11 protein-coding genes are annotated in these 16,113 nt (G+C 50.9%); all 11 read right to left on the bottom strand.

The window, feature by feature from the left end; all coding sequences use genetic code 11:
* Nucleotides 1-3: 3 nt before the first annotated feature.
* On the bottom strand, nt 4-3,936 hold the full coding sequence (locus AACZ40_RS02370; protein WP_339673074.1) for a secretin N-terminal domain-containing protein: 3,933 nt from the start codon (nt 3,934-3,936) through the stop codon (nt 4-6).
* A 367-nt stretch (nt 3,937-4,303) separates the two neighbouring features.
* Nucleotides 4,304-6,202 carry a cadherin repeat domain-containing protein gene (locus tag AACZ40_RS02365; protein ID WP_339673072.1) on the bottom strand — a complete coding sequence of 633 codons (1,899 nt, stop codon included), beginning with the start codon at nt 6,200-6,202 and terminating at the stop codon, nt 4,304-4,306.
* Nucleotides 6,203-6,256: 54 nt separating this feature from the next.
* On the bottom strand, nt 6,257-7,744 hold the full coding sequence (locus AACZ40_RS02360; RefSeq protein WP_291175886.1) for a hypothetical protein: 1,488 nt from the start codon (nt 7,742-7,744) through the stop codon (nt 6,257-6,259).
* A gap of 69 nt (nt 7,745-7,813) precedes the next feature.
* Nucleotides 7,814-9,505 carry a type II secretion system protein GspK gene (locus AACZ40_RS02355; protein WP_291175889.1) on the bottom strand — a complete coding sequence of 564 codons (1,692 nt, stop codon included), beginning with the start codon at nt 9,503-9,505 and terminating at the stop codon, nt 7,814-7,816.
* Between the two features lie 19 nt (nt 9,506-9,524).
* Nucleotides 9,525-10,433 (bottom strand): hypothetical protein, encoded by a 909-nt coding sequence (locus tag AACZ40_RS02350; RefSeq protein ID WP_291175892.1) that lies wholly within the window; start codon nt 10,431-10,433, stop codon nt 9,525-9,527.
* Nucleotides 10,430-10,897, bottom strand: coding sequence for a hypothetical protein (locus AACZ40_RS02345; protein WP_291175895.1), 468 nt, complete (start codon nt 10,895-10,897; stop codon nt 10,430-10,432). The genes AACZ40_RS02350 and AACZ40_RS02345 overlap by 4 nt, the downstream gene beginning before the upstream one ends.
* Complete coding sequence (locus AACZ40_RS02340; RefSeq protein WP_291175898.1) at nt 10,894-11,514, bottom strand: prepilin-type N-terminal cleavage/methylation domain-containing protein; 621 nt, start codon at nt 11,512-11,514, stop codon at nt 10,894-10,896. Before AACZ40_RS02340 ends, AACZ40_RS02345 begins: the two co-directional genes overlap by 4 nt.
* Before the next feature lie 49 nt (nt 11,515-11,563).
* Nucleotides 11,564-12,016 carry a type II secretion system protein GspG gene (locus AACZ40_RS02335; protein WP_291175901.1) on the bottom strand — a complete coding sequence of 151 codons (453 nt, stop codon included), beginning with the start codon at nt 12,014-12,016 and terminating at the stop codon, nt 11,564-11,566.
* Between the two features lie 93 nt (nt 12,017-12,109).
* Nucleotides 12,110-13,318 carry a type II secretion system F family protein gene (locus AACZ40_RS02330; protein ID WP_291175904.1) on the bottom strand — a complete coding sequence of 403 codons (1,209 nt, stop codon included), beginning with the start codon at nt 13,316-13,318 and terminating at the stop codon, nt 12,110-12,112.
* 60 nt (nt 13,319-13,378) lie between these two features.
* Nucleotides 13,379-15,061 carry a GspE/PulE family protein gene (locus AACZ40_RS02325; RefSeq protein ID WP_291175907.1) on the bottom strand — a complete coding sequence of 561 codons (1,683 nt, stop codon included), beginning with the start codon at nt 15,059-15,061 and terminating at the stop codon, nt 13,379-13,381.
* Between the two features lie 56 nt (nt 15,062-15,117).
* On the bottom strand, nt 15,118-16,113 hold a 996-nt coding region (locus AACZ40_RS02320), incomplete at its 5' end, for a secretin N-terminal domain-containing protein (RefSeq protein WP_339673061.1).

The following is a 16,113-nucleotide window of genomic DNA, read 5'->3' as shown; positions in this document are numbered from 1 at the left end:
CACTTAGTCTCGCCCCCAAAAGGGAAATTTCGATTGTATCGCTGGTTTCTTCTTTTGCTTTTTCGGTGGTTCTGACTGATGGCTCATCTGTTGGATCATGCCGCCAGGCTGCTGGTTGTTGATGATCTCCGGATTCAGATTCTCCTGGGGCATCACGGTAGTGGGAATCGGTTCCAGCAACCCTTCTCCTTCCGGAATGAATTCAGGTTCTCCGGGAGGTACCGCGAAGATCGGGCCATGCATCTGTTCCGCTTTTTCAACCTGCAGGTGAATACGTTCTGATTCAACCTGTTTGATAAACTCAGAGTCAGCATCGTTACGAATGATGCGGGGAGTCAGGAAGACGAGCAGTTCTTTACGACGGGTCGAGGTATAATCATAGCGGAAAGGAATTCCCACCAGCGGGATGTCACCCAGCCAGGGTACCTTGCGCTCGATGGTCGTATCCGATTCCGTGATCATTCCCCCCAGCACGACGGTCTGTCCGTTGGGAACACTGACCGTTGTTTGTACCTGGGTAATGTTTTTGACAGGTGATTCTACTACATTTCCGGTCGTGGCATCGGTGAAGATCGGGACACTCGCTCCACTGAAGTCACTCTTCTCAGCCTGGGTTTCCATGACGATGTTTCCATCCGGGCTGATGCGAGGAGTCACGGTCAGGATAATACCAGCTTCGGACTGTTCAATTACCGGGTTGGCAGAACCGACGGCGGTAACCGAGACACCATTCACGACAGGGACAATCTGGCCGACCTGGATCTGGGCAGTCACATTGTCCACGGTACGAATTTGTGGACGACTTAAAATGTGCACATTACGTTTGGCAGCCAGGGCCCGAATCAGAATGCTGACCGACTCCGAACTGGCGGATAAAACCAGTCCGCCAAATCCCAGGTCGCTGTTCCCTCGTTGTAATGAGAAATTACTGAGAGCCTGTCCTGCCGTGTTGCTCGTGTTTTGTGTATTGTTCGTTCCCAGGGGATTGATGCTGTTAAACAGGAACCCTGGTGTTGCTTCCTGGGAAACAATCGTCTGGTTGGTCTGGGTGACATTGCTCGCCCCGGTGACTGTCTGTTGCACGGTCAATATATTATCGATGATACTGCGGTTAAACAGCAGGGAGTCCTGCAGACCGAGTTCAACCCCGAATTCATCGTCGTTATCCAGTTCGACTTCCACAATCAGCGCCTGGATAATCACCTGTGGAGCTTCTTTATCCAATTGTTTGACCAGGTTGGAAATCTGTTCAAAGTAACGGGGAGTGGCACTGATAATCAGGTTGTTATTGATGGCTTCCGGAACCACGATGACTTCGCGTTCCAGCAGTTCAAAACTGCTGATCAGGTCCGGATCCTGGGCGATGAGGGAACGTTGTGTATCAAGGAATTCATTGATGGCAACCGATACATCGGCGACCGGGGTGTTTTTCAATTGAATGACCGTCGTTTCCCGCTTGCGGCTGTCGGCACTATCCAGTTTCAGCAGGATCGCTTCTACGATCTGCAAAGCATCTGCACCACCCTGGGCGACCACTGAGTTTGTACGGCGATCGACGGAAAACTTCAAGGGGATCAGATTACTGTTCGCATCGTTCACGCCGGCAATCTGTATTCCCAGATCGGTCTGCTGATTGTCAGCAGAGAAAGTGGACTGCAGTAAAGCCACCATGGATTCTGCATCGGCATTCTTTAAGGTGAATACTTTCAGTTCTGCCACGGTAGAAACACGCGCATCAAACTGGTCGATCAGCGCGCCAATCATATCCAGGCTGTCCTTGGGGGCAGTGACGACCAGGGTATTTGCACGAGGATCCGGGATAACACGAATATCGGCCAGCAAGCCGGATCGGAGGACTCGACTTTGTGCTCCTTCCTGCGAGAGAAACTCCAGCACGACGGAACGGGCTTCCTGTAACTGCTGTGCGGCTTCGCCACCCGCACCGCCGACGTTGGTTCCCAGGCCCGCTGTCTGAGCGGCAGCAGGATTCAGAACACTTTGCAGGGTGGCGTTCAAAGTTTCCGCCAGATCTGCAGCAATCGCATTTTTTAAGGGGAAGATTTTGACGCGACTGACAGCCTGTGACTGATCCAGATCGATTTTCTGAATCAGGGCAGCAACTTCCTGCATGTCACGTGGTGGTGCCTGGACAATAACGGAATTGGTACGGATATTGGGAGATACAATGATGCGTGTTCCCAGTCCGCCGCGTTCATTATAGAATTCACGAATGGTCGTCGCGACCTGACTGGCGCTGGCACTCTTGAGCTGAAAGACGGCAAACTCATTCGTTGGATTAACGGGTTGATCCAGTTCTTCAGCCAGTTTGAGGATCGACGGCATGTCTGTATCCGGAGCCAGAATCAGTAACGCATTTGGCTTGACCAGTGGAATGATCTTGATTTTCTGGAGCTGTCCCTGAATAGCACGTAATTTCACCAGGTCTTCGTAAACTCCATTCAACAGTTCGGCAAGTGCAGTCGAGTTCACATGCTGCAAGTTTAACAGGTGAATATCGGGACGCGTGCCTTCGCTGAGTTTTTCCAGTTCTTTGATGATTTTCATTAACGCGGTGACATCTTCATCTTTACCACGCAAGATCAGAACACCCAGATCCGGGACCGATTCGATATTAACGTTGCCACTCAAGTCCTGCAGAAGTTCAGGCAGGGAACGCTGTTGTTCCACCTGGGCGGGTTTGTCGGCAGGTTGAGGTTGCTGCGGATTTTGTGCAGACCCCGGTTGCTGTTCCTGAAATGCGATCTGATCAACGCGCTGTCTGAGCTGGTCGATCTGTTGATCACGGGGAGAGACAAAATTATCAGAGTACGTTTTGACGGGTAATCGTTGGGATGCTGCAGGAGCCGGTGTGGAATTGTTTTGTTTATGTAATTTCTGAGCTACCTGGCCAATTTGTGGTGATCCGGTTACCAGCTGAATGGATTGTGAAAATCCTTTCGCTGCCTGGTCCAGTTTGAAGGCAGTCGCTTTCAATGCATGTGCTTTAGACGGTGCTGCTTCAAAAATCAGTTCGTTATTCTCTTTATCAATGCCGACTCGAAAATCAATTTGCGTGTCGATGATTTTCAGTGGTTCCTGAGTCTGCTCATCAATCAGGCTGGCTTCCTGGCTTTTGAAGACGACCAGTCCGGGAAATCCGCGCGGACCTTCACCCTGTAGTTCAGCCCGCGATTCAAAGGCATGGTAGAACTGACGGAGGATTTCCGTGCTGTTCAGAGTACGCGGTCGGACGGTAAAAATAGCAACCTGAGGCGTCGCTTCTTTCTGTTGAATTTTGCGGGCACTCTTCTCAAATCGAGCGGGGGCATCAGCTGGTGAGACAGGAGATGGTGATGGTTCTGCCTGTTCCTGATGTTCCATCTGGCGAATATGATTCTCTCCAGGTTGTTTACCTTTCGGAGTCCGGTCAGCCGACTGAATTGTGGGGCGAATATATTTGGCTTTTGCTTCCCGCAGATCAAGCACGATCAGAAAGCTGTCTTTTTGCAGCAGCCGAAAACCCTTTGGCTCAAGCTCGCGGTTTAAAATCTGAAAGGTTTCGATCAGGGTATGAGGTCGCTTGTCAATTCTGGAATAGAAGCCTTTGGGAACGACATCCATAACCAGGGTTAATTCACTCTGTTCCGCCACCTGTTTTAATACCTGTGCCCAGGTTGCCTGGACATGATTCAGGGAAATGTCAGCGACATCACTGGCTTTGCGTACCTGCTTCTGAATCGCCTCGGCCTGCTGCTTTGAATCAACGGCTGCTGAGCCGGACTCACTGGTTTGAGCTTCGTCCGATTTACGAAGACGATTCCAGAAACCAAATTTCCCTTCGGCGTGCGCAGAAATTGAGGGCCCACTCAGAACGAGCACCGCCAGCAGGCATCGCAGATGACTGGAAAAATTTCTGGTGATTCGCTTGTAAGACAACACTGTTTTACCCCGTGTTTACCAGGATTTGATTTTAGGAATGAGAGTCAGAAAGTGTGGACGCATCTCAGGTGAGATCGACTCCGCTAGAATCCCTTTAATCGTTAATATCGTCAAAGTTTGACATTGTAGTTGAACAAAGGTTGCAGAAACCTGCAAGAAAACTCGAGATTTGCGGAATGTTAGAATCGTTGTAAGTGTATATAATAGATAGGGATGCGCGTATCGATGTCCGCTCGTTAATAACAACGAATTGATGTGGCAGTCAGAATGGGATGTATAGAGGGGAATGGAAGAGGAAAATGTATGGGAAACAGCTTGAGGAGAAGTGTTGATGTCCAATAGTAGAAACAGGAAATGAGAGACATCAATTTAACACCGGAACTGAAGTCAGGTTTCGCAGAGATCTGAAATTTTCTCCCAATGAAAGCATCCAGGGTTTTCCATCAATTTCCAGAATCAGATGCTGGTCCGTAATGGTCTTTACCACCCCCTGGATGTCGGCAACTTTCAGGGAGTCTCCCTCCTGAACTTCCCGTTTCTGGTTGGTTGCCCGATTTCTGATCCAGGCAATCTTTTTTCCGTCGATTTCGATGCTGCCGGTTAAAAATGTAAAAAATGCATCATCCAGTGAGACAGATACATTAATCTGCTGCGAGGATGTGACGGGGGGCGTTCCTGAGTCGGACACAGTGACTGTAATCGGGTACTCTTTTAATTCGGTCGACGCGGAGGGAGTCCAGGTCAGTTCTCCGGACTCGGGATTGATTCGGACGCCCTCGGGGACGCCGCCGGCTAATCCAAATCGGAGTTTCTGTGTCGGCTGGTCTGGGTCTGTCGCTTTGACATACAGAGTCAGGGGCTGAGTCTGATAGGCGATGATGGACGAAACAGCTTCTATTTTCGGAGGGGTATTCTGTTCCAGAAAGTCAAGCTGGAAAGTGCGTTCGACTTTTTGACCTTCCTGATTGACAGTCACGGTCACCGGATAATTACCAGGCTTTTGTTCTTTACCAGGGGACCATTTCAGTTTATCTGCTTCTGAGACGAAACCGGGTAGATCTGATTTGACGGTAATCTGAGGATTCGCCAGAGACGGATTGACTCCCTCCAGAGGAAGTGTCAGATTGAGCGTGTCACCCCGGACGACGGTCTGTTTACCAATTTCTTTTAAATCCAGTTTGTAGACTTTATCCGGAACTGGTTTGGCAAAGGGGCTGACCCGGGCGATTAAGCGATAATCATACAATGCCTGCAGATACTGAGGTGCCTGAGTGACAGCGGCGCCTTTTGCGTGCGCTACCGGTTTTGTATCCAGCATTCCCCGCTGGACTCTCCATTCACTGGATCCACTTTTGATGACATTCAGCAGTTCATTATCAATTTTAACCAGAAATGCCTGATCTACAGGAAAATGGGCAGTACTGAGTACTTTAAGAAGCTCGGCATCCTGGGTCATTGGCTGCTGCAGACGCGTGCTGCCTTCAGAGAATTGATTTAACGGTGCCAGTTCCAGTAATGTCCCAGGCTCATAACGGGCAGGTACTGTCAGGTTTGCGCCTCGCGCAACGGTCCAGGTATCACCTTCAACTTTTTCAACAGTGAGGAACTCCTGATCGAGACGAATCCGAAATGGAGTCTGGCTGGGGAATTCGAGTACGTTTTGAACCTTCATTTTCGTTGCATCAAAATTCAAAGTTGAAAGCAGTTTTCCCCGGGGAAACAGCAGTTCGCGTGGCCGGGCTTTGGCTAAGGCCAGTCCTTCCGCGGTCAGTTTGACTTCGAGGGGGTCAGACACGCGTGTCCCGGTACTGTTCAGTTCCAGGCTGATAATATTCTGCTGCAGATCGGTTTGATAAAAGTGGAGCATAAACTGGCATAACTGCGCGTAAGTTGCCGATCCTTCCAGTGAAGCCTGAATCGCAGTGTAGGTTTTTCCTTCCCGCATCCGTCGACCGGGTGAGAGTTTGAGGTTGGAAAAACCGGAGAGTTCTGCCAGGTCATTCAACCATTCCAGATAGAGCCGCTGGGCATCATGTTCGTCGGGGGGCAGGCTGTTATCCACCCAGTCGCCGAGTTGCCTGGCAGAGCGCAACAGTTCCAGTTCTTTCTGTTCCCGTTGATCTATCTGCTGGTTCAAAGCCTTCAACTGATTCTGGCGCGTTGTGACGGGTTCAATGAACGTACTGTTGATCAAAGGCATTCCCAGCCAGATCAAAATGACAGCTCCAAAAGCCGCAGCCAATATTTTTTCACGTTTTTGCATTGTCTTAACATTCAACTCAAATAAGTGGATGAAGCAGGTTTACTTTCAACCTGATCAATTTCCATTCTGCTTTGCCGTTACGGCAGGCTGTATTACTTCTGGTCTTGGAGGGAGTTTTTCTGCATCGATTTCGAAGGGGACCGGATACTCGGCATCGTAAGTTTTGTTCGTACTGCGTTTGGGGTGCACCCGAAAGTTATTTTTGGATAACTGCTGATTGAGATCGCGGGCGTCCAGATCTTCTTTAGCATTTCCGATCGCCCGCAGGCGGCTGAGAGAGGTCTGGCTGGCCGAGCGATTTACATCGAGTTCACTCAGGTAGATACGATCGGTTCCCGGGAGAGTGGTGTCCACTTCCTGCAGAACTTTCAAAGTTTTGGGATTAGAGTTTTCCCATTTCTGTATAAGAGCGACTGACTCCAGGGTCGGCTGTCCCCGCTTGAGCAACTCGTCCATGTCCCGCTGAATCTTCTGTCGATCGGCAATTTGCTCATCCAGGTCCGAAACATTCCGATGGGTCAGATACAGGGCTGTCAAAAGAATCAGCGCTGTTCCCGCGAGCCCCAGTCCTATTTGCAGTTTACGGCGATCCGGTTTTTCATCTGCTTTATGGGGATGCAGAAAATTTACGATTTCCAGCTGCTTCTGTTGGAGAGAATACAGAATGCCTAAGGGACCTGCCAGTACACCCGGGGAAGCCAGTTCTTCTGAGGGTTCCTGTGAAAAGTGTTCCTGCTGCAGTGGATTAATTACTTCGACGGCACACTGCAGTCGTTCAACTAATAAGGCAGCGCATTCTTCACGACCGCCAATCAATACGATCTGGCTGATTTTATCTCCGCCGAGCTGGGAACTCCGCGAGAGCAGAAACCGGTTGATTTCAGTGTGGATGGTCTGATCAACGATGGCAGGTTCGATCGAACTCAGGGTGGAGGAACTGGTGAATAAAATCTGTCGTTGATGGACCAGTGTCAGTTCCAGGTTTGTCCCAACCAGGTTGACGATGAGTGCCGGTCCGTCCATGACGGCAGGTTTGCAGTGGGTAACCCACACCGCGTTATTGATCGAGCTGATACCCGTAGCCGTGACTTCCAGTCCAATTGATTGAAAGGTTTTCACTGCCTGGTTGTGAGTCTGCTTTGCGATGCTGGCTACGAGAACTTCGCGCGTCACTTTTCCTTCACGGGCTGGTAATAACAGGTAGTCCAGCATGAGTTGATTCAGGGGAACAGATGATCGAGTGGCTGTCTGCAGGTGGACAATTTCCGGAACTTCCTCGAGAGGGACTTCAGGAATCTCCAGCAGTCGGATTGTGGTATCGTGGCGGGGAAACGAGATCAGAATCTGTTTCGCCGTCAGTTTGAGGCGGCTGAATTCATTCTTTAACCAGCTGCCTGCAGAGACGGGATCTTTTTCCGGATGCAACTGTTCAGGCCAGGGAATCTGGAATATACGTTTCACGGAGACTCCGGAAACGCCAATGTGGCCTTCCACGCCGGTGAGCCCTGTTTTTTCCCAGTTGATTGCCAGGTAGTCTGCCATAATCAGTTTCTCAAAAACGCCAGTGATGGATATATCAATTATAGGTTCTGATTCGGGTGAGTGCAGGTGTTATTCTTCCTGCACCAATCCCTGTAAAGTAGAGACGGGATAACCACTTCCCAGGTTACTGAGGTCCCGAATTGCTGTAATACGTGGCGGTATAAAAGTGCCATCAATTACGGCTTCCATGCGTGTCAGCGGGCCGCCCTGTCCATAATAGCCCAGGGATTGCACACGAAAGACATCCCCGCCGCTACAGATATAAGGGGCCAACAACCGCATTTGTTCAATTGTCGTTAGTCCTTCAATCACAAGCCATCCTGTTGTCTGGCGCGCCTGACTGATTTCTGTAGACGGAGCTCCGTTTGTAGCAGTCATCTGGGAATTGACGATCGCATTAGCCAGATCTGCTTCCATCCCGGGAATGCCCAGCAATGTTTCCAGTCGTGCCTCATCGATCTGGATACGGCCTTCGATGTATTGATTTTTGGAAGTGGTCAGCAGGTCATGCAACACGGGTAATTCTGCTGTCATCGCTCCCGGATCAGCCAGCCAGGGACTCGAGAGTGTTGTTTTCGTTCCGTCGATTTCTGTTTCGACTTCAGAACCAATCAGGTCAAAAAGTGAATTGATGGTAAATGCACCACCGGGGGAAAGATCCATACCTCCCCTGGTCACCGAGACTCCCTCTTCGGAAAACATGGCTTTGGCTATTCCGTTGGCAAGCTCATTGAGGGCCTGTTTTTCACTCATGCTGCCACCCACGGTCGTACTCGACGCACCGGTTGCCAGATCACTTTCCGTGACAACAGGGCCGCTTAATCGATAGGCGACGATGTACCGGGCTTCATCGGGTCCGAGTTCAGTTTCGAGCGCATCGTAGAGCTCTGTGAGCATGGTCTGATTGACGTTGATCTTTTCCGAGCCATCAGGGCGGATATTAATTTCACGACTGTGAACGGTGAAGTATTCGCACCAGCCGGCATTGAGAATGCCATCGGTGTTGTCATTGGGTAGAGTGGCATCACCATCATTTTCATTGGAATCCAGGAGGCCGTTACGGTTCGTGTCTTCGCCGTAAAGCAGTTCCGGTGTCACGCCTCGAACCAGCAGCAGTTCGTCCAGTGATTCCAGGGGGCTGTTTTTAGTGAAGTAAGGAGACTCCAGTGTCTCGTAGTAATCGCTTTCTGCTCCATAAGATCGAGTTTCATCATCATCGTCGATCCAGTCGAGGATCGCAGCAGCGATCTCTTCGGTCATATTCGGGATATTCATCAGACGATCGACGGCAGCGCCTTCTTCCTGTTCATCTTCACTGGCAAGGATATTCAGATTTAACTTACCTGATTCGTTCATCAAGCCAAAACGGATTGTGTTCGAAGAAGCATCTTTTGTGACGGGCGCTACGATACTGAAATAACCGCTGGCACGCGGTGCATCAGAGGGCAGCAGATTTTTGTTCTGAAACTGATCCGGATTGTGATAGGAATTCCAGCCATCAATGTCTGAACGGTCGCCAATATAGGCGGCGGCGAGTTCAATTCCGGACAGCGCCAGCTCGCGAGACTGGATTGAGCGACCGTAGATATTTGTGGCTTCGACTTCGACAATCATTAATTCAGAGAATGTGTAAGCGCCCAGACTGAGCATGACCACGACCACAAGTACCACGAGCAGCGTACTGCCGGCGCGTAACTTCCGCGACTTTTTCTGATCAGTAAAAGGATTAAGCGGAATGAATTGTGATGTGGACGATTTCATACGTTATCTGCAAATCATATTAAAACGTGGTGGTATCCTGTGTGGTGGTCTGCAATGTCGAAGGCAAAGCCAGGGGAAGGGCAATGACCATACTGAACTTGTTCTCAAAACCATTGATCTTCTCATTGGCGATTTTTTCCAGACCTTCAATATTTTCATTTTGGAAGCCGATGGTCACTTTGATTGCCTGCGGAACGGTTCCATATTCGATGCTGTCCCAGACTTCCAGCCAGTCCGAACCATCAAAATACTGAAACTGCAGGCTGCTGATTTCTGCAGCCAGGAGTTGCGACTGTTGTGCCAGAACCTGGATGTCAGCTGATCCGTCCGCCATACTCATCGCCAGCCGATCTCCTTCGAGTCGGGCAAGCCCTTGCGTGCTCTGACCGGTGGTCGCGGTACTGCGATACTGATCTCCCACGGCTCCCTGCAGACCTTCTGCTCCCGCGATCGCCAGAAAATAAGAAACCGAGAGCAGGTCGCTCTGCATTGCAGCGGTACTGCCATTACTTGAGACGAACAGGGGCTGTCTGCCGGGACGACTGATATGCAGAACCAGGGATTGTGCATCTCCAAACACGCCGATATTTCCATTCGTGTAGGCATCATCCGGATTCGTCACTTCAATGACCACTTCTTCGGATTCCGTTTCGGACGAGTCGGAGGGAGATTCTTCTTCCTCCGCTGTTTTCTGCATGAAAGTGACAGAGTGTAAGTCCTGCGAAAATTTCTGGAAGACAGCCCGCGCGATCTGTGCCCGCTCGACCTGTTGCTGACCAATCGTAGTGTATTTCCAATACAGATCGAGCGCAGAGTAGATGGCGGCCAGCAGCAGGCTCGTCAGGCCGATTGCGAGGATGACTTCCAGCATGGTAAAACCGGAAGACCGAACGGTATTTCTATACTGGCGGATCGTATGAATTCTCATAACTGTTCCTCCAGAGTCGTGTCGGTCGTTGTTTCCACGGTATTGGCGGCATCCAGTAGCATGGCGGGATCGCGTACCTGGCGAATTAACTGGTAACTGGTAGAGACGGTTTCCGAGTCGCCCGTATATTGTACGAGCACCGTGAGCTTGAGCATGTTTTCATAGTCGCCTGGCTCAACGTTGAGGCTCCATTTCCAGTTTTCGCTGTCATCGTCAAACGCCGCCATCGCCACTGATTCCATCGGCTGAGCGCCTGCCAGAATCTCTGCCAGAATCGACTGACATCGAAAAATCGCCTGGGTCTTTAGCTGCGTCTGCACCGCGGCTCGCGAACCGATTCCAATTAACTGGCTGAGGGCTGTCAGGGCACCCAGGAAGATGGAAAGCGAGATCAATACTTCGAGTAGTGTCAAACCCGCACGCCCGGTGTTAAGGTTCTCAAAATTCTGTCGATGGCTTTTCATGGCGATTTCTCCTGTTTGTAAGAAATCGTCGTGTTACCGGTCAGTCCGCGAACTTCGATGCGTGCGACCTGTTGCTCTTTTTTCAGAATATCATGCTGGAGGTTGAGAGCTGCGGTTCCATCGGGGTAGAAAGTGATGGGGAACGAACTTTCCACCCAGCGTAAATCTTTGGCATTGGGAAGACTGGACAGCCATTCAAAAGGGAGGATCGGTTCGGTGACGGTCGCGGATATTGTTTTACTGAATTGAAATTCTTCAGGCAACTCGCGGACGATAAAAGCATCGCTGGTACCCGTCTTGGTAGAACCGCTCTCTGCGGTATTGATGCCCAGCAGTCCCTGATCCACGGGAACAACCAGATACTGAGTCCCTCCCAGTTCCAGGTAAACATGGTAATTCACGCCATGTTCAATCGCACGGATACGGGCGGCTGCGAAGGCCGAATTCACATCCTGCATACTCTGCCGCAGTCGGTTACTGGAACTGATTCGCAGGACGGCGGGCCACACCACGGAAACGAGCACCAGCAGTAATGCCAGCACCAGCAGCATTTCGAACAGCGTAAAGGCTGAACGATGCTGATGCGCGTTTCGTAAAATGTGTGGCTGTTTTATCACGTGCGACGACCTCTGAAATCATCTGTAGCAGCCCTTTGGCTAAGACAGATTATTCGTTCAGATCCCAGTTGTTGACATCATCACCAGAGCCGTTTTCATCCTGTTGATTTGGTCCGGATGACCAGATGGCAGGTTTGGTGGATTTGGCTTTGTTGTTGGGGTACTCATAATGAAAGACCTCTCCCCAGGCATCAAGGGGAACGGATTCGATAAATGGTTCAGCTGCCTGTCCATCAGTGCTGACGGGCTGCATCAACAGTTCCAGCTGTTCGGGCCCCCCTTGCGGGTATTCGCCGTTGTTCTCGGCAGCATACAGTTTGAAAGCCTGTTCCAGATTATGGATACTGGCCCGGGTGGCTTTGATATTGGCTTTTTTCTGACTGCCCAGCAGGTTGGGAACCACCATGGCTGCGATAACCAGGATAATTCCCAGTACGATCAGCATTTCCAGCAGAGTAAAGCCGCGACGTTGTTGTCTGGTTTGTGATTTAATTCGATACATGTCTCCATCCTTTTCGCTATATACATTTCCAGAAGGAACGTTTCTGGGTTCTACCCGTGTGAAGATAAAACCGATACGTGTTTTCTACTTTTATTATAGTAAACCTGAGCTTTGAAAAACCGGTAAAAGCAACGCTAACATCACAAAAACCACAACTGCTGCCATCAACAGGAGCATTAACGGCTCCAGCATGCGTACAAACATATCGAGCTTGCGATTGGTCTGCCGTTCCATGTTGTCGGCAATATCAATTAACACCTGTTCGAGGTTATTCGCTTCTTCTCCCACGGCAATCATCTCGACGACTTCTTCGGGGAATTGACCGCTTGAAGCGAAAGGCTGGGCGATCGATTTTCCGGCAGAGATGCTTTCAGCAGCTTCCCCGATGGACCTGCTGATCACTTTGTTACCGGCGGCATCTTTGGCGATTCGGAGCGACTGCAGAATGGGGACACCATTGGCGAGCAGTGTTCCCAGGATGCGGCAGAAGCGGGCAATCGCCAGGCTGCGGACCACGTCCCCCAGCCCATAGGCTGTCAGGCGGAACTGATCGAATTTGTATCGACCTTCTGTTGTTTCGATATATTTATAAACCGCGACAACCGCCATTCCGATCGAGAAAAATATGATAAACCAGTAAGATTGCATAAATGCACTGAACCCCAGCAGGGTCGTGGTAGCCCAGGGAAGTTCGCCCCGTTCTGACATGCGTGCAAAAATCGGTTCAAATTTGGGTACAAAGTAAACCAGCAGAAAACTGACGATAACGGTTCCAAACGTAGTGAGGAAGGCGGGGTAAATCATGGCGCCCACAACGCGATTTTTCAGTTCTTCCTGATGGTCGGTGAAGCTGGCGATACGCTTGAGTACGTCTTCCAGAAAACTGCCTTCTTCGCCGGCGCGGACCATGCTGACTGCGAGTTCGGAAAAAACTTTCGGATGCTGTCCCATCGCGACAGCTAACCGGGTTCCGTCGGCGACTTCTGCACGCACTTCTTCCAGTACCTGTTTGAGAGAAGGATTCGTTGACTGTTTATTTAACAGTTCCAGAGAACGCAGCAGCGGGACACCCGATTTGAGCAGGTCTGCCAGTTGTGTGTAAAAGATAGAAAGATATCGAGCGCGAACACGACGGCCTGAATGTTTCAGCTGCGCTTTCGCCTGATCTGCCAGATCCACTTTCACGGGAAACAGGCTGCGCGCGGCCAGTGAATTCAAGGCATCCTGCTGATTGGATGCCGACAGAATCCCCGTGACCTGGCGGCCCGTTGCTTCGCGTGCGATGTATTGAAAATCCGGCATGGTTCTAACTCTGGTAGCGTTTGCTTATCACAACTTTAATTACTGAAATACGTATTTCGCTTAAATATCACCTTTGGTCACGCGGAGGATTTCATCAATGGATGTCACTCCCTCCAGGACTTTCTGCCAGCCTGCATCTCTTAACGTCTGCCAGCCATTTTTGCGGGCATAGTCACGGATTTGTCCGGAGCTGGCATGCTCGGTACAGAGCCGTCTAATAACGGCATCATTGACGAGCAGTTCCAAAATCCCGATTCGTCCCGAGTATCCCATTTCACGACAGTGGCGACAGCCGACCGGCTCCCAGAGTTCTTTGATGTTTTGAACAGGGAAGTCGGGTGGGATTTTATCCGGATGCGGTTCGTAAGGTCGTTTGCAGTGCTTGCAGAGCACGCGTACCAGTCGTTGTGCCAGGACGGCTTCGACCGTGCTGGCGACCAGATAGGATTCCACACCCATATCGATCAGGCGTGTGAAGGCACCGGGAGAATCGTTGGTGTGCAGGGTGCTGAATACGAGGTGACCTGTTAACGAAGCCTGGATTGCGCTGTTGGCTGTTTCGCCGTCTCGAATTTCACCGATGAGTACAATGTCGGGGTCGTGGCGTAAAATACTGCGGAGTCCCGCGGCGAAGGTCAACCCGATTTTGGAATTCACCTGAATCTGGCTGATGCCTTCACTGTGATATTCTACCGGGTCTTCCACGGTGATGATCTTGGTTTCCGGGTTTTTGATTTCGTTTAAGGCGCTGTAGAGAGTCGAAGTTTTACCACTGCCTGTCGGCCCGGTTACCAGAATGATACCGTGAGGCAGTTGGATCATCTCGCGAAATGTTTTCAACAATTCAGGGTTCAGGCCGACATTGTCCAGGCGAAATACCATGCGTTCTTTATCGAGCAGACGCATGACGATGCCTTCGCCGTAGATCATGGGAATGATCGAAACACGGACATCGATTTCCCGGCCGGTGATACGGAGTTTGATGCGTCCATCCTGGGGCAGTCGCTTTTCCGCAATATTCAGGTGCGACATGATTTTGAGTCGCGTGATAATTGCCGAATAAAAATGATTGATTTCCGGAGGGACCGACTGTACCCGCAGCAGACCGTCAACCCGATAACGGATTACCAGCCCGGTTTCGTGAGGTTCAATGTGCACGTCACTGGCCTGCTGTTGCAGTGCTTCGATCAGCAGTTCATTGACGAGGCGAATTACGGAAGCGGTCTGCGCCATGTCGGCCAGTTCGCCATGTTCCTCGGAAACTTCTTCCAGGAGTTCGACGCCATCTTCCGCAGCGCGTTGGGAAACGAGTTCATTAATCGTATCGCCGCCGACTCCCAGATTTTCCTTGATCAGTTCCACCACATCATCGTGTAATGCCAGCACCAGCTCAAGATTGAAACCAGAGAGAGAACTGAGTTCATCGATGGCTTCAAAATCAAATGGATCTGCCGAAGCGACCAGCACGCGACCGTTATCACGCTGCAGCGGGAGCAGGGCGTTACGAAAAATGGGTGTCGCGGGGAACAGGGCCAGCAGTTCCTTGTCGACCTGATAATCTTTGAGCTCAAAGTATTTCATGCCCAGTTCATCTGCGAACGCTTTGAGCAGGTCTTCCTCTGAAGCCAGTCCCATTTCCCTGACAACCCGGTCCAGACGATCTCCATTCGCCGACTGCTGTGCCATGAGCAGTTGGCGTTCATCAAGGATGCCACGTCTTTGGAGAATTTCACCGATTTCCATGGAGTTGACTCAATGGTTTGATATCAGAAGATTGGGATGGATGTTGTATTGTTGTCTCAGCGACCACGACTACGGCTGGAGCGACCGCCGCCGCCACGTGAGCTGCCACCATCGCTGCCCGGGAAACGAAAACCGCGTGAGCTGCGACCGCTGAAAGGCGAACTGCTGCGACTTGAATCCCCGCCGGAAGAACCGGATCCCATACGTTCGCGCATTCGCTGTTCGAAGAAATTACGGATTTCTTCACCACGATCACCAGAACTTGAGGGGGAGGTAGACTGAGAGGGTGAATCAGGTGTCGGGTCGGCTGTTTTCTTGCGTGTATCACCGGTTGTACTCACAGTGACATTGGGTAACAGTGAAGTCAGAGCGTTCTGGATCAGAGCGGAGTTTCCATTGTTCAAAGTGATGACCTGTACCGACTTTCGTGACATTTTTGCAGAGTAGTCCAGTTCACGGACCAGTGATTCAATTTCCTGGAACAGGGAATCGCTGGCAGAGACGAGCAGTTGATTGGCATTTTCATCTACGCTGACAGCAAGTCGGGCTTCTGCAGGTTGAGCACTCGCGCCACCTTGTGAGCCTCCTCCCATCATGGCGGCGAATGGATTGCCGCCTCTGCGGGAATTGTTCTGCTGTTGAGGTGGCTGCAGGTAATCTTTGTAAAGTTCTTTGACGATGTTACCTACTTCTGTGACTGAAGCATATTCGACGGGAATAATTCCGGGGGAACGATCTCGCAGTGAAGCGGGCAGTTCCGAGGTATCCAGGACTTTCAGCATCTGTTCCACAGAGCGGACTTTATCGGAGGGCCCAGTCACGTAAAGTGCATTGGATCGGACTTCCGGAATAATGCGTAATGTCTGAGGTCCCATCCCCAGCGTGGAGAGCCCAGTAGCATCCATCAGGCTGCCACCGATATTGGAGATACCGCTGAACATCCCGGAACCCGCATCCATGTCGGAGACAGAACTGCTGGGAAACAGGCTTTCCAGCATTTTGGCGGTCGCAGTGGCATCGGCAGAACGCAGGTAAAAAACGGTCCACTGGTT

The sequence above is a fragment of the uncultured Gimesia sp. genome, assembly GCF_963972345.1.
Classification (GTDB): Bacteria; Planctomycetota; Planctomycetia; order Planctomycetales; family Planctomycetaceae; genus Gimesia.
Note: the sequence above shows the minus strand (reverse complement) of the source record. Positions and strands in the feature narration are given on the sequence as shown.

Excerpts from the sequence above, each read along its gene's own strand:
- AACZ40_RS02365 (WP_339673072.1), bottom strand. The coding sequence starts at position 6,202 with ATGCAAAAACGTGAAAAAATATTGGCTGCGGCTTTTGGAGCTGTCATT.
- AACZ40_RS02360 (WP_291175886.1), bottom strand. The coding sequence starts at position 7,744 with ATGGCAGACTACCTGGCAATCAACTGGGAAAAAACAGGGCTCACCGGC.
- AACZ40_RS02355 (WP_291175889.1), bottom strand. The coding sequence starts at position 9,505 with ATGAAATCGTCCACATCACAATTCATTCCGCTTAATCCTTTTACTGAT.
- AACZ40_RS02350 (WP_291175892.1), bottom strand. The coding sequence starts at position 10,433 with ATGAGAATTCATACGATCCGCCAGTATAGAAATACCGTTCGGTCTTCC.
- AACZ40_RS02345 (WP_291175895.1), bottom strand. The coding sequence starts at position 10,897 with ATGAAAAGCCATCGACAGAATTTTGAGAACCTTAACACCGGGCGTGCG.
- AACZ40_RS02335 (WP_291175901.1), bottom strand. The coding sequence starts at position 12,016 with ATGTATCGAATTAAATCACAAACCAGACAACAACGTCGCGGCTTTACT.
- AACZ40_RS02330 (WP_291175904.1), bottom strand. The coding sequence starts at position 13,318 with ATGCCGGATTTTCAATACATCGCACGCGAAGCAACGGGCCGCCAGGTC.
- AACZ40_RS02325 (WP_291175907.1), bottom strand. The coding sequence starts at position 15,061 with ATGGAAATCGGTGAAATTCTCCAAAGACGTGGCATCCTTGATGAACGC.